This window comes from Nitrospirota bacterium (genome assembly GCA_026387665.1).
Lineage (GTDB): Bacteria > Nitrospirota > Nitrospiria > Nitrospirales > Nitrospiraceae > Palsa-1315.
Window position 1 is genome coordinate 12222 of record JAPLLG010000004.1, and the last position, 14112, is coordinate 26333.

A 14112-nucleotide genomic window follows, 5' to 3' on the forward strand; every position below is an offset into this window, starting at 1 on the left:
CGGCACCAGTTGATGGCGAACGGGGAGTACCTATCTCCGGCCTCTAGCTCTTGTGGATGAGTTGAAGTAGCGATGTTCGCTGCATAACGGTTCGATCAGCAGGAAAGGAAACCTCTATGAGTTGCAACATTCTTGTCACCGGCGGTGCCGGCTATCTTGGCTCCACCATGGTTCCGGATCTCCTTCAGTTGGGCCATAAGGTGACGGTATTGGATAGCTTCATGTACAAGCAGTCCAGTTTGAACCATGTGTGCCATCATCCAAATTTTTCAGTCGTCAAAGGCGATATCCGTATTGAAGGCGTGATGGCCCCTTTGATCAAGAAGGCTGATATCGTGATTCCGTTGGCCGCCCTGGTGGGGGCGCCGATGTGCAGTCAGGACCCGGTGGGCGCCCAGACAGTCAATCACGACGCGATTGCCCTCATGTTGAAGTTGCTGTCAAAGCAGCAACTGGTGCTGATGCCAACCACCAATAGCGCCTACGGGACCGGCGACAAGAATAACTTTTGTACGGAAGAGTCTCCCTTGAACCCGATTTCGCTCTATGCGAAGGAAAAAGTGGAGATCGAGAAGGAACTCATGCAGCGCGAGAACGCCATCAGTTTCCGGCTCGCCACCGTGTTCGGGATGTCGCCGCGCATGCGGATCGATCTGCTCGTGAACGATTTCACCTACCGTGCCGTCTACGATCGCTTCGTCGTCCTGTTCGAAAGCTCGTTCAAGCGCAACTATGTGCATGTGCGCGATGTTTCGCGAGTCTTCCAGCATGCCATCGCGAATTTCGACAAGATGAAAGGACAGATCTATAACGTTGGCCTATCCGATGCCAACGTGTCGAAGAAGGAGCTGTGTGAGCGCATCCAAAAGCAGGTTCCTGATTTTGTCTTCCTCGATGCGCCGGTTGGGAAGGATCCGGATCAGCGCAATTACATTGTGTCCAATGCCAAGATTGAAGCGACGGGTTTTCAGCCGATCCATTCACTCGATATGGGCATCAGCGATCTTATCAAGGGGTACACCATGATCAAGAACACCTGCTACGGCAATGTTTGATCGAGTGAGTGGTGGGTGCCACTCTTGTCTGGAGGCTCTGGTTGATTGAGTGTGGGCGCATTGCAGCAGTGGTATGTTGAAATGGCTTTTTCGTAAAAGTGTTATGGCTCGGTGGGGTGGGGCGTTTCTCGGCCCGCATATTGTTGCGAATGTGAGGGCGTTACCTCGCTACTTCGCCGACTGGTTTGCCTATCAGGATGCTGCGCCAGGTCAGAAGATCTCTTTCGGCGATTCGTATCCCTGTTTGACTGATCGTGTAAGGGCGACCCCTTTCGATCCTCACTATTTCTTTCAGGCGGCATGGCTTGCGCGCCTGCTGCGGGATCTCATGCCCCCGCTGCACGTCGATGTCGGGTCCAGTGCGATGATGATCAACGTGCTGAGCTCAAGTGTGAAAACGGTCTTCGTCGACTATCGTCCCCTCCGCGTGCGCTTGTCGAATTTGAATTCTCTTGCCGGAGACATTGTGCGGCTGCCCTTTCGTGACGCCAGTATTGCGTCGATATCCTGCTTGCATGTCATGGAGCACGTAGGGCTTGGTCGATACGGTGACCCACTGAATCCGGCCGGGAGCCAGCACGCTGCAGCGGAACTGCAGCGCGTGTTGCAGCCAGGCGGGAGGCTGTTCCTCTCAGTGCCGGTCGGACGGGAGCGGGTCTGTTTCAATGCGCACCGGGTATTTTCTCCCAGTACGGTCAGATCATTCTTTCATGAGCTGCAGCTCCAATCGTTTTCTCTCGTCGATGATTCTGGACAGTTTAACGAGGGTGTTACCCTTGAGGCCGCGGGCGGTCTTGAGTACGGCTGCGGCCTGTTCGAGTTTGTGAGGGCGCGTGGGTAACGGTCTCAGGAGCCGCCTGGTCCAGAGCGAGCTGTTTTCATTCAACCTTGTCAGGCGGGACCGATGGATTGCGGGGCAGGCCGCGCAGCTGCCGGTCGGAACCAAAGTGCTTGATGTCGGCGCAGGATCCTGTCCCTATCGAGATCTGTTTGCACACTGCGAGTACCGAACCCAGGATCTGGCTCCGTTGCGGGGCGATCAACTGCGGCACGGTGCATATGGCCAGCTCGACTATGTGTCAGACCTCGCGGTAATTCCGGTTCCTGATGGGAGTTTTGGCGCGGTTCTTTGCACGGAAGTGCTGGAGCACCATCCAGAACCGATTGCCGTCGTGAAGGAGCTGGCGCGGATTCTTGAGCCAGGTGGGACGCTCATCCTGACGGCACCCCTTGGATCAGGCATTCATCAGGAGCCCTACCATTACTATGGTGGATACACGCCCTGGTGGTATGAGCGGTTTTTGGAGGCAGCGGGGTTTACCGATATCAGCATTGAACCCAATGAGGGATCATTGCGGTTTTTCGGACAGGAAGCGCTGAGATTTGTCCTGACCACGAATCCCTTCAAGATGGATCTTCCGTTCGCGATACGACTGTTTTGGTTTCCGGTATGGATGGCGCTTCTTCCCTTGCTAGGCCTCGCGGTCCCAATTCTTTGCAAGTTCCTGGACCGGTTCGATCGTGAACGACGGTTTACGGTGGGGTACCATGTGACCGCTCGGCGTACCGCGACGGCTCCCGCGCCATGAACATCCTTTGCGTATTTGGCGAGCATGCCTATGGTGATCCCGCCCGAGGTGAGGGCTATGAATACGTGAATTTCCTTCCCGCGTTGAGGAGGCTGGGGCATCGTGTCAGTTTTTTTGAGTCGTTTTCCCGTGAGCCCTATGCCGATTTTGCCGGGTTGAACCGCGCCCTCTTGAAGCAGGTGGAAGAGACGTCTCCAGATATCGTGTTCTGTGTGCTGATGCAGTACGAAGTCTGGATCGAGACGATGCGCCTGATCCGGAAGAGCGGCCCTCTTCTGGTTAATTGGTCGACCGATGATTCGTGGAAGTATCCGATGTTCTCACGGTTGATCGGAGCAGAATGGGATTTTACCGTGACGACCTATCCTCGCGCGGTGGGGTGGTATCAGCGTGATGGCATCGGCAAACCCTATCTCTCTCAATGGGCGGCGAATGTAGAGACATTAACTCCGCCGCTCCCCGCTGCTGCCTGCCGGTATCCCGTGAGTTTCGTCGGCGCCGCCTATGGGAATCGTCCCGCGATGGTCGAGGTGTTGCGTCGCGAAGGAATTGACGTGGCTTGTTTCGGTCACGGGTGGCCTGCTGGGCCGGTGGAGGCCCAACGGATTTCGGAGATTGTCCGGGCCTCTCAGGTCAGTCTGAATTTCAGCGAGGGTTCTCGAAAAGGCACGGGAGGCACGGAAGATCGTCAGATCAAAGCGCGGGTTTTTGAAGTCCCCGGATATGGAGGATGTCTGTTGACCGAGCAGGCACCAAATCTAGAGAAATACTTTCGCCTCGGCGAGGAGGTTCTTACCTTCGAAGGCCGCGCCGAATTGGTCGGTACCGTCAAGTCGCTGTTGGCTGATTCCGATCGTCGGGATACCATCGCTCGTCGTGGATTTGAACGAGTCAGCCAGGACCATACCTACGATCGACGATTCGATGAACTGCTGGAAGCGTTGGCTCAGCAAGTCGCTCAGCGGCCTCATCGAGCCATCGACTGGCCCGAGTTTGAAACAATAGCCCGTCGGCACAGGTTCGGTCCGTCCTTGAAGCTGCTCAGAGCCCTGATTGTCGTCTGTGCGTCTTTGTTCTGGGGCAAGCAGCGAGGGGCTCGTGCCGCACGCAGAATAGTGTTTGAGCTGTCCTGGCGCCTCTTCGGTGCGCACACCTATGCTGCTGCTGGCTGGCCTGGGCGGATGTTTTACCGGGAAAGTTGATCATGGCCGATCCTCTAGTCACAGTCGCGATGTCGGTCCACAATGCGGCCTCTACCCTGGAGTCAGCGCTCCGATCCATCCTATGGCAGACATTTTCAGATTGGGAATTGATCGTCGTCGATGATGGGTCCACGGATCAGACAGGCCTGATCCTTAGTCGATTCAGCGACGCTCGAATTCACGTGGTGCATGGAGCCGGTGGGCAACAGGGGCTGGCGACACGCTTGAATCAGTGCATTGAGCTTGCCCGGGGAAAGTATATCGCCAGGATGGATGCGGATGACGTGGCCTATCCCGAGCGGCTTGAGCGGCAGGTGCGGTACCTTGAGGCGCACCCAGACATCGATCTGCTCGGACATGGGGCCGTCCTGTTCAAGGAAGATGGCCAGGTGCTCGGCGTATATCCTACTGCGAGTGAGCACGAGGATATCTGTCGACGACCTTGGTGGGGTTTTCCCCTTGCCCATCCAACCTGGATGGGCAAGCGATCATGGTTTGCTCGTCACCGCTATAGGGACAAGCTGACCAAGGGACAGGATCAGGATCTGCTGCTACGAAGCTATCGTGCCAGTTGCTTTGCCGCCCTCCCTGACATTCTGCTGGGATATCGGATGGAGGGAATTTCTGCTGGGAAATCAGGCCGAGGACGCTTGAATTATTGCCATCAGTTGGTGGAGCAGGTCAGTGACGTTCCGTCAGCGCTGACAGCGGTGCGAGGAGTCCTGATTCACAGTCTGGCGCTGGGCCGCGACGTCCTTCTGGATGTCACGGGAAGCATGAGCCAGCGGTCGCGACAATCATTTCGGGCTGCGAACGACGAGGTGCGCATGCACTGGCAGCGGGTGTGGAGTTGTGTGACTTCAGAGGGCACGCTTGCCGGCGAATCTCCCTCCCTACGGGCTTAATAATAGGAAATCAGTGATTCTGGTATTCACGTAATGTGTGGCGTTGTCGGGGTCTTAAACTATCGCGAGTCAGAGCCGAATCGTCTCGTGTCCGAGATGATCGGAGCGATTCGTTATCGAGGCCCTGACGACTCCGGCGTCTGGTGCGATGAACGAGTCGGGGTCGGCCTCGGTCATGCGCGGCTCTCTATCTTGGATTTGTCGCCTGAGGGCCATCAGCCAATGCTGTCCTCAAGCGGGCGCTACGTTCTCTCCTACAATGGCGAGGTCTATAATTTTGCTGAGCTGCGGTCTGAGCTGGAGATCGCCGGTGCGAAGTTTCGTGGGCATTCGGATACAGAGGTCATGCTCGCCGCCTTCGAGGAGTGGGGCATTGAGAGCGCAGTGCGTCGATTTGTGGGGATGTTTGCCTTCGCCCTTTGGGACCGGGAGAAACGAGTTCTGACGCTTGTTCGCGACAGAATCGGAATCAAACCGCTGTATTTCGGATGGGCCGGAAAGACGTTTTTGTTTGGTTCAGAGCTGAAGGCGCTCCGAGCGCACAAGGGCTTCCACGCAGAGATTGACCGCGGGGCTCTAGCCTCATTTATGAGAGTAGGGTATGTGCCAGCGCCACTGTCGATCTATAAGCATGTTTACAAGTTGTCGGCTGGTTGTGTGTTGACCGTGGGGGAAAGGGAGCTCGAAGCAGCTGAGGGATTTTCGCCTGACCCGGATGCCCGTCATGCGGCATGGAGGCCGGTTCGTTATTGGTCCGCGAAGGAACGTGTTGAGGCAGGCTGTGCCTCCCCATTCAAAGGATCAGACGCGGAGGCGGTCGAGCAACTCGATGGGCTCCTGCGCAACGCCGTGGGGTTACGGATGATCGCGGATGTCCCCTTGGGTGCGTTTCTGTCCGGCGGGATCGATTCATCGCTGGTCGTGGCGCTCATGCAGGCGCAGAGCAATCGTCCGATTCGGACATTTACGGTCGGATTTCATGAGGCGGAATACAATGAAGCGATTCATGCTAGAAAAGTGGCAGAACATGTAGGGACGGATCATACGGAACTGTATGTGTCTCCTGAGCAGGCGCGAGCGGTTATTCCACGGTTGCCGGCTATGTATGATGAGCCGTTTGCCGACTCATCTCAAATCCCGACATTTTTAGTCTCTGAGCTGGCGCGCAGGCATGTGACGGTGGCCTTATCCGGCGATGGCGGCGACGAATTGTTTGCGGGGTATAACCGGTATTTCTGGGGAAGGCGATTGTGGAGATACCTGGACCTGGTGCCTCCGTCAATCCGGCGTGGCTTGGCCGGAGGGATCACGTCCTTGTCGCCGGCAGCCTGGGCGAATTTCTTTGAACAGTTTGGACGGTTTCTTCCCGTGGTGGCGAAGCCCGGTGACAAGTTGCACAAGCTCGCGGCTCTGCTGGCGCTGCCGGACCCGGACACCATGTATCTGGGCATGATCTCGCTCTGGAAAGATCCAGCCGAGATTGTGGTGCAGGGGGTGGAGCCGTTGACTCCTGTCACAGACCGAGCTAATTGGGCGACTCTTCAGGATTTCACCATGCGCATGATGTATCTCGATCTGATCACGTATCTCCCGGATGATATTCTCACGAAAGTCGATCGGGCTAGCATGGCGGTGGGTCTGGAAGCGCGCGTGCCGTTGCTTGATCATCGAGTCGTGGAGTTTGCCTGGCGGCTTCCGCTTTCGTTCAAGATCCGTCAAGAGGGCGAGGGGAAATGGCTCCTGCGGCGCGTCCTCGACCGGTATGTGCCCAGGCAGTTGATCGAGCGGCCCAAGATGGGGTTTGGTGTGCCATTGGACTCCTGGTTGCGCGGGCCGTTGCGTGAGTGGGCCGAGGAGCTGCTCGATGAGCAGCGACTCCGCCGTGAAGGCTATTTGCACCCTGTCCCGATCCGGGAAAAGTGGGCGGAGCATCTTTCCGGCAAGCGGAACTGGCAATATCTTTTGTGGAATGTGCTGATGTTCCAGGCCTGGGTTGAACGTGAATGAGCACTCGTCCTCGTCTTCTTTTTCTGATCACCGAAGATTGGTATTTCTGGTCCCATCGACTCGATCTCGCGCGGGCTGCACGGGATGCGGGGTTCGAGGTCATAATTGCAACTCGAGTCACCGGCCACGGAGAACAGATTCGGAATGAAGGTTTTCGGCTATTGCCCATCACTTTGCTCCGTCGCAGCCGAAACCCTTTCAGCGAGCTGCGGGCGATTATGCAGCTGGTTTGGCTCTATCGGCGTGAGCGGCCTGACATCGTCCACCATGTGGCCCTCAAGCCGATTCTGTACGGCTCCTTTGCCGCATGGATCGCGCGTGTTCCCGCCGTTATCAATGCGTTTGCCGGTCTCGGTTATACGTTTACCGATCGATCTGACCAGTCAGTCTGCCTTCAGCTTGGTGTTCGATGGGGACTCAAGACCGCGTTTTCCCTCAATCATCGTTCGCTCGCATTATTCCAAAACAGCGAAGATCGCGATCGGTTGGTCCAAGAGGGGATCGTCGTGTCTAGCCGCTCACGGATCATTCCTGGATCGGGTGTCGACGTCGAACGATTTTGCCCGCGCGAAGTGACAGAGGGAGTGCCGGTCGTTATGCTGGCGTCTCGCATGTTATGGGACAAAGGCGTGGGCGAATTTGTTCAGGCCGCCCGTCGGCTGAAGGAGCGGGCAGTGCAGGCCCGCTTCGTGCTTGTCGGGCGATGCGATGAGGATAACCCTGCGGCAATCGAGCGACATCAATTGCAGCAGTGGGGGCATGAGGGCGTTATCGAATGGTGGGAACATCGAGACGATATGCCCGTAGTGTTGGCTTCGGCGACAGTGGTCACGTTGCCGTCTTATCGGGAAGGGCTTCCCAAGGTTTTGCTGGAGGCAGCAGCATGCGGGAAACCGATCGTGGCAGCGGATGTGCCAGGGTGCCGTGAGGTCGTTCGTCATCACGTCAACGGGTTGTTAGTTCCAGTAAAGAACCCAGCCGCGCTTGCGGAGGCCATTGGGTTCTTGCTTGACCATCCCGCCCAATGTGCCGCAATGGGTGTTGCGGCACGAGAAATAGTGGTCCGGGAATATTCCGTACCCAAGGTTGCCAGCCAAATGCTAGATTTCTACCGGGAATTGTTAGGTCAGAGCTGGGAGGGCCGATCCTCCCTCCGAAATGTATGACACGCGTACTCGTCACAGGAGCTGCTGGATTTCTCGGAGAGCATCTGGTCAAAGAACTCCATGGCGCGGGATATGTTGTTCGTGCTCTCGTGCGGGAGCGATCCCTTACAGTATCGTTCCCGGCAGATGTCGAAGTCGCGGTGGGTGACTTGCTCGATGCCCGAGCCATGCGAGCTGTAACAGCTGGTTGTGCTGGCGTGGTGCATTTGGCTGGCAAAGCTCATGTCCTGGACGAGAAGCAGTCGGCTGCCCTGGATTTCCACGGCATTAATGTCGCGGGAACACGGAATGTCTTAGAAGGGGCTGTTGCGGGTGGGGCATCCCGTGTGGTGTTTGCAAGCACGGTGAAGGTGTTCGGCGAGACGACGGTAGGCTGTGTGGATGAGTCCCAGCCGCCGTTTCCAGAAACTCTCTATGGGCAGTCGAAATGGGCCGCTGAACAGTTAGTCATGGACTATGCGGAAAAAGCTGGATTCATCGCCGTGTCGCTTCGTTTGCCGATGGTCTATGGGCCCACTCAGAAGGGCAATCTCTTTCGGATGATCGCTGCAATCGATCAGGGTCGCTTTCCCCCTCTGCCTCACGTGAATAACGTCCGAAGTATGCTCCATGTCGGCAATTTTGTGCATGCGACGATGTTGGCGCTCCAACAGCCAAGAATCGGGCAGCCAGCGTATGTGGTGACGGACGAGAAGCCGTACGAGATTTCTGCGATCTATGATTTGCTGCGGATGGGGCTTGGGAAGACTATCCCGAAGCGGCGGGTGCCCCTCTGGATGCTGAAGATGGGGGCAGCCTGTGGGGATATTATTCAGGCTGCGACGAGGCGATCGGTTCCGGTCAGTTCATCAACGCTAGAGAAACTGATCGGGTCCGCATGGTATAGCGCAGCGGCCATCACGCGAGATCTAGGGTATTGCCCTCCGTATAGGTTCAATGACGCTGTGCCGGAGATGATCCGCTTCTATCAGGCAAGTCGACGATGATGCTTACGGGGCTTGTTTTTGGCGTTGGGGCTTTGTCTTGCTGGCTAACCTGGCGCTTGACGCGCCTTGACTCTTTCTTGTGTTTATTGGACCACCCCAATGAGCGTTCTCTTCATGATGTGCCGATTCCGCGGACGGGAGGTCTGGCGATTATCGGGAGCCTTTTTCTTGGTTTGATCGCTGCCCGAGTTCTTGGACTTCTGGTTATGAGAGAGGGCCTATCGTGGCCGGGGTGGGGTCATCTGGAAAGCTGGATTCTTGGCCTGACCATGCTGTTAGGTTTCGTGTCTTTCATGGATGACCGTGGAGGAGTGCCGGTATGGCTTCGACTTGGGTGTCAGGTTGCTGTATCTGGCATCCTCGCCCTCGGAGCGGGCCTCCTCTTTCCGGTTATTCAGCTCCCATTCTTTGGAGCAATCGAACTGGGATGGATGGGGTCCACGATCACCATTCTGTTTTTGGTATGGTTCACCAATCTCTACAACTTTATGGATGGAATGGACGGATTTGCTGGAGGGATGACTACTCTCGGATGTGGGTTCATGGCGTACTTTGCCTGGAAGGCGGGACACGAATTTATTTTGGTCTCGGCACTTCTCTTGTCCGCGGCCTCAGCGGGATTTCTTGCGTATAATTTTCCCCCAGCCAAGATTTTCATGGGAGATGTGGGGAGCGTTGTGAGTGGATTTTTGTGCGGCGCCTTGATTGTTTTAGGTTGTCGGGATGGAGTGTTCGACGTGTGGGTGCCGTTTATCTTGTTTTCGCCATTCATTCTGGATGCGACTGTTACGCTGATCCGTCGGGTCTGGCAAGGAGAGAAGGTCTGGGTCGCCCATCGGACGCACTATTATCAGCGGCTGGTGCTCAGCGGCTGGGGGCATCGCAAGACTGTGTTAGCCGAATATGCTCTCATGGCTTTCTGCGGAGGCGTCGCAATGCTGTATCAGCATGCAGCGGAGGAATGGCGGGTCGCTATCCTCTGTGGGTGGGTGATGCTGTTTGTTTTCCTTGTCCTCGCAGTGAGGGACAGGGAGCAACGGATGCAGCCAGTCGGTTCTTGAGAGGATTGCGATGACACCGACTTCCTTCAGCGCCATGCCGTCATCCGAGCGGGTGGCCTATTTTGATACCATTATCCGCGTGGTATTGGCGGTGTATATCGCAGTGCTTCCCTTCAAATCATTACTCATTGTTGAGCGAAACGGGTTTATTCTTCTCCTTGGGTTGCTGGTTGGGTGGTGTGTCACCAATCGGCGACTTTTCTATTCCCGGACACCATACGACATGCTCCTCTTGGCTTTTGTCGTCTGGGTTGGACTCACGATCCCCTTTGCGGTGGTTCCGTCCTATAGTCTGAAGGAGTATGGCAAGTTGCTTCAGCATATGGTGGTTTTCTATTCGGTCATCTACTTCTTCAACGAGCTACGCTATCGGCAGGTACTCTTGGGGCTGATCGGGATTGTCGCTATCGTTGTCACGGCCTATGGACTCTCACAGTTTAACCTTCACAATCCTCAAGCCGTGGTTTCGTTTTTTTCTGCTGAAGTGTGGCTGACCACATTTCTCGTCATGGTCATTCCTTTTGCGTTGGTTTTGGCATTAGGGGAGGGGCCTCCAGAAGTGAAAAGTGCCGGTGTAATTGCGGTAGGAATGATGATGGTCTGCCTGCTTGCGACTCAGTCGCGCGCAGGGTTGGTCGCCCTGGTTGGAGAGCTATGGGTGATTGCCTGGTTCATCCGTTCGGTCTCCGCCAAGATTGTTGCCGCGCTTGTGACGGTATGTGTGATTGCCGCGGTCCTGCTGGTTTCCAACGAGGGGGCAATACCTGTCGCGGGAGTGAGTACAGACATTGTGAACGCGCTTCCTGCTAATAGAGGGTTTTCATCTGTGTTTCATCGGTTTGAAATTTGGGGGTTTACCTTGTCCGAGATTGCCAAGCACTGGTTGGTTGGGATCGGATATGGAAACCTCAGCTATCTTTCATTGTATGGCCAGGGTCAAGAAGTTGTCATTGGTCAGTATGGCGTCTCGCGTGCAGGGACACATAATATTTTTCTTTATCTCGCTCTCCATGTCGGGCTTCCAGGGCTACTGCTCTTCGGGTGGTTCATCGCGCGGGTTATGCTGAAGACTGCTGAGGAGTACCGCCGTGCTCATGAGTGGATGCCTAAAGCTATGCTCCTGGGGACCGTTGGCAGTGTTACAGGGTTGATGCTACGGTTGCAGTTCGATCAAATGCTGGTTGGGTCGTTGGCCATATTTTTCTGGGTGCTTCTAGCGCTGGCCGTCTTGAGCTACCCTTCCTGTGATGGGCGAGGGAAGGATTCCTGCGGCAGAAGATCTGGCGTGTCGGTGGAAGCGTAACTGCTAGTCCCCGCGATTAGGCTGAGAATAAGCATATGCAAAAAGTTGTGATTTCACTGTTTCATCGTGTCGTCCATCACTATGGGCAGTTAGTGCTTCAGCATAGGTCAGCTTTTGTGGTCTGTATACAGCTCGGACTGATTGCTGCGGCGAATGTGACGGCCTTTGCGCTTCGATTCGAAGGGGACATTCCCCCCGACCAGGCAAGGCTGTTCCTCAGGAGCCTGCCTATCGTATTGGTCATCTATGGTGTCGGTCTTGCCGCATTTGGTATTCAGCGTGGGCTTTGGCGTTATGTCGGCCTTCATGATTTGGGCCGTATCCTCTGGGCCTCCGTCGCCAGTTCTGCGGTGTTTTACGGTGTGGTACATGGTCTCCTCGGGTGGGTCTCCTATCCCCGTTCGGTTATTATTCTTACAGGTGTGTTTAGCGGGCTTTTCCTTGCTGGTATTCGGTTGGCCGTTCGCTGGTTCCGCGAATGGCTTCAGGTCGTAAGTCCTACGGCTCGAAGGGTGTTGGTGGTTGGAGCTGGCCATGCCGGTGAGTTGCTGGTCAGGGATATGTTGAGCGACGGAGGGGGGCACTATAGACCTGTTGGATTGGTGGACGACGATCCGGTCAAGCGGAAGATGAAAATTCACGGGGTACCGGTCGTGGGGGCGATTGGGGATATTCCCGCTCTGGCGCACGAGCTGGTCGCGCATGAGATTATTGTGGCGATTCCCTCTGCTTCGACCGGACTAAAGCAACGAATCCTCGCAGCCTCGGAGGGGTGCAAGGTTCCCATCAAGATCTTGCCGAGCATGAAACAACTGCTGGCGAATCCTGAGGCGCTGAGACAGGTCAGGCCGATGAGTCTGGAGGATCTCCTGCAACGTGAACCGATTCAGATGGATCGGCAGGAGTTGCATCCGTTGCTCGAAGGGAAACGAGTGCTTGTGACCGGCGCCGGGGGCTCGATCGGGTCTGAGCTCTGCAGGCAGATCGCTCGCTACCAACCGGCTTCGTTGATTCTCTTTGAGCGGTATGAGAATGGACTCTATGCGTTAGATCTTGAGCTGCGGATGCAATTTCCGAAAGTCAGGATCGTTCCGGCGGTGGGAGATGTCACAGTACAGGACCGGGTGATTGAGGTATTGAAGCAGACGGACCCTGAGCTTGTCTTTCATGCTGCGGCGCATAAGCATGTGCCGTTGATGGAGCTCAATCCTAAGGAGGCCGTTCGCAATAACATCTTTGGGACAAAAGTTGTGGCCGAGGCGGCATTGGCTTACGGGGTCAATCGTTTCGTGCTCATTTCCACCGACAAGGCGGTGAATCCGACAAGTGTCATGGGTGCCACGAAACGGGTAGCTGAAGACCTGTTGCAGAGCCTGAGTCGTCGAGGCCAGACGAAGTTTACGGTGGTTCGGTTTGGAAACGTGCTGGGCAGTAACGGGAGTGTCGTTCCATTATTTGCGGACCAGATTCGAAGGGGAGGACCGGTTACGGTGACTCACCCCGAGATCAAACGGTTCTTCATGACGATTCCGGAAGCGGTGCAATTGGTGCTGCAGGCCAGCCTGTTGGGACGGGGCGGCGAGGTGTTCGTGCTGGATATGGGAGAGCAGGTTAAAGTAGCCGATTTGGCTAGGAATATGATTGTCTTGTCCGGTCTTGTGCCTGATCAGGATATTCAGATTGTGTACAGCGGCTTACGTCCAGGCGAAAAATTGTACGAAGAACTTTTTGAAGAGACGGAACGGGTTGAGCCCACGCAACATGCAAAGATCCGACGCGCCATCAGTCCCCCGGCGATGCAATCGGATCGCCTCAATCGGGCGATCGTTCAGCTTGAAGTTGCGGTGAGCCAGGGTGATGACGATGAGCTGCTTCGCCGGCTCAAGGAGGCTGTCCCGACCTATACTCCGGCATCGTCCTGCAGCATTGAGCACATCCATTAATTGTCGGGGCCCTGGGCCTGTTGCGTGCCTTGTTTCCCGAATTATTTTCCCTGTCTGCCCGGGTGTGGCCCTGGTACAATCTTCAGCAGTCACAAGGCAGGGTTCGGAAGCCCGGTGTGGGAGGAGTGTGTAGAGGATGAGAGGCGTCGTTCTGGCTGGTGGATTAGGGAGCAGGTTGCTTCCGCTCACCAAAGTCACCAATAAACATTTGCTGCCGGTCTACGATCGGCCCATGATTTACTATCCCATTCAGGCGTTGGCCAATGCCGGGATCGATGAAATCATGCTGGTCACGGGCGGCAACAGCGCGGGAGATTTTCTGAGATTGCTGGGTAACGGGAAAGACTTCGGTCTGAAGCGGCTGAACTATACCTACCAAGAGGGTGAAGGCGGGATTGCCGATGCTCTCAGATTGGCCGAGCATTTTGCGGATGGTGAATCGATCTGTGTGATCTTGGGTGACAATATTATCGAAGGCAACATCGCCCGCGCCGCCGACGCGTTTCGGAAGCAGCAGCAGGGGGCGAAAATTCTATTGAAGGACGTGAAGGACCCGCAACGGTTCGGGGTGCCGATCCTTGAAGGGAATTGGGTTGTGAAGATCGAGGAGAAACCGGCGAACCCCCGATCTTCCTATGCGGTCACGGGCATGTATTTTTATGATGCGCACGTATTCGATATCATCAAGACCCTCAAGCCGTCCGGCCGTGGCGAACTTGAAATTACCGACGTCAATAATGCCTACATCGCGGAAGGAACATTGACCTGGGATATTTTGGAGGGCTGGTGGACTGACGCCGGGACGATCGAATCCCTTCATCAGGCCAATTTGCTGGTGGCGAAAACCGGCGCGAATAAATTGTAAGACTCTCGTGACCATGGATCTCGAACTTCG

The 14112-nt window shown here is 55.7% G+C and carries 12 protein-coding genes; all 12 read left to right on the plus strand.

Annotation, left to right across the window (positions count from 1 at the left end; translation table 11 throughout):
• Positions 1 to 116 precede the first annotated feature (116 nt).
• On the plus strand, positions 117 to 1055 hold the full coding sequence (locus NT179_02875; protein MCX5720957.1) for an SDR family oxidoreductase: 939 nt from the start codon (positions 117 to 119) through the stop codon (positions 1053 to 1055).
• Positions 1056 to 1158: 103 nt separating this feature from the next.
• Positions 1159 to 1896, plus strand: a complete 738-nt coding sequence (locus NT179_02880; GenBank protein MCX5720958.1) for a DUF268 domain-containing protein — start codon at positions 1159 to 1161, stop codon at positions 1894 to 1896.
• Complete coding sequence (locus NT179_02885; GenBank protein MCX5720959.1) at positions 1889 to 2644, plus strand: class I SAM-dependent methyltransferase; 756 nt, start codon at positions 1889 to 1891, stop codon at positions 2642 to 2644. Before NT179_02880 ends, NT179_02885 begins: the two co-directional genes overlap by 8 nt.
• On the plus strand, positions 2641 to 3846 hold the full coding sequence (locus NT179_02890; GenBank protein ID MCX5720960.1) for a glycosyltransferase: 1206 nt from the start codon (positions 2641 to 2643) through the stop codon (positions 3844 to 3846). The genes NT179_02885 and NT179_02890 overlap by 4 nt, the downstream gene beginning before the upstream one ends.
• Before the next feature lie 2 nt (positions 3847 to 3848).
• Entirely contained in the window at positions 3849 to 4751 is a 903-nt protein-coding gene (locus NT179_02895; GenBank protein ID MCX5720961.1) for a glycosyltransferase, read from the plus strand.
• Between the two features lie 33 nt (positions 4752 to 4784).
• A complete protein-coding gene (gene asnB, locus NT179_02900; GenBank protein MCX5720962.1) occupies positions 4785 to 6758 on the plus strand; it encodes an asparagine synthase (glutamine-hydrolyzing) in 1974 nt (657 codons plus the stop codon).
• Complete coding sequence (locus NT179_02905; GenBank protein MCX5720963.1) at positions 6755 to 7924, plus strand: glycosyltransferase family 4 protein; 1170 nt, start codon at positions 6755 to 6757, stop codon at positions 7922 to 7924. Before asnB ends, NT179_02905 begins: the two co-directional genes overlap by 4 nt.
• Positions 7921 to 8910, plus strand: a complete 990-nt coding sequence (locus tag NT179_02910) for an NAD-dependent epimerase/dehydratase family protein (GenBank protein ID MCX5720964.1) — start codon at positions 7921 to 7923, stop codon at positions 8908 to 8910. The genes NT179_02905 and NT179_02910 overlap by 4 nt, the downstream gene beginning before the upstream one ends.
• Positions 8907 to 9971 (plus strand): glycosyltransferase family 4 protein, encoded by a 1065-nt coding sequence (locus NT179_02915; protein ID MCX5720965.1) that lies wholly within the window; start codon positions 8907 to 8909, stop codon positions 9969 to 9971. Before NT179_02910 ends, NT179_02915 begins: the two co-directional genes overlap by 4 nt.
• A 10-nt stretch (positions 9972 to 9981) precedes the next feature.
• Entirely contained in the window at positions 9982 to 11274 is a 1293-nt protein-coding gene (locus tag NT179_02920; GenBank protein MCX5720966.1) for an O-antigen ligase family protein, read from the plus strand.
• A 35-nt stretch (positions 11275 to 11309) separates the two neighbouring features.
• Complete coding sequence (locus NT179_02925) at positions 11310 to 13217, plus strand: nucleoside-diphosphate sugar epimerase/dehydratase (GenBank protein MCX5720967.1); 1908 nt, start codon at positions 11310 to 11312, stop codon at positions 13215 to 13217.
• Between the two features lie 136 nt (positions 13218 to 13353).
• Entirely contained in the window at positions 13354 to 14082 is a 729-nt protein-coding gene (locus NT179_02930; protein MCX5720968.1) for a sugar phosphate nucleotidyltransferase, read from the plus strand.
• The last annotated feature ends 30 nt before the right edge of the window (positions 14083 to 14112 follow it).

Bases quoted from the DNA above. Each gene is read 5' to 3' on its own strand.
- NT179_02875 (MCX5720957.1), top strand. From the start codon at position 117: ATGAGTTGCAACATTCTTGTCACCGGCGGTGCCGGCTATCTTGGCTCC.
- NT179_02880 (MCX5720958.1), top strand. From the start codon at position 1,159: ATGGCTCGGTGGGGTGGGGCGTTTCTCGGCCCGCATATTGTTGCGAAT.
- NT179_02890 (MCX5720960.1), top strand. From the start codon at position 2,641: ATGAACATCCTTTGCGTATTTGGCGAGCATGCCTATGGTGATCCCGCC.
- NT179_02895 (MCX5720961.1), top strand. From the start codon at position 3,849: ATGGCCGATCCTCTAGTCACAGTCGCGATGTCGGTCCACAATGCGGCC.
- asnB (MCX5720962.1), top strand. From the start codon at position 4,785: ATGTGTGGCGTTGTCGGGGTCTTAAACTATCGCGAGTCAGAGCCGAAT.
- NT179_02905 (MCX5720963.1), top strand. From the start codon at position 6,755: ATGAGCACTCGTCCTCGTCTTCTTTTTCTGATCACCGAAGATTGGTAT.
- NT179_02910 (MCX5720964.1), top strand. From the start codon at position 7,921: ATGACACGCGTACTCGTCACAGGAGCTGCTGGATTTCTCGGAGAGCAT.
- NT179_02915 (MCX5720965.1), top strand. From the start codon at position 8,907: ATGATGCTTACGGGGCTTGTTTTTGGCGTTGGGGCTTTGTCTTGCTGG.
- NT179_02920 (MCX5720966.1), top strand. From the start codon at position 9,982: ATGACACCGACTTCCTTCAGCGCCATGCCGTCATCCGAGCGGGTGGCC.
- NT179_02925 (MCX5720967.1), top strand. From the start codon at position 11,310: ATGCAAAAAGTTGTGATTTCACTGTTTCATCGTGTCGTCCATCACTAT.
- NT179_02930 (MCX5720968.1), top strand. From the start codon at position 13,354: ATGAGAGGCGTCGTTCTGGCTGGTGGATTAGGGAGCAGGTTGCTTCCG.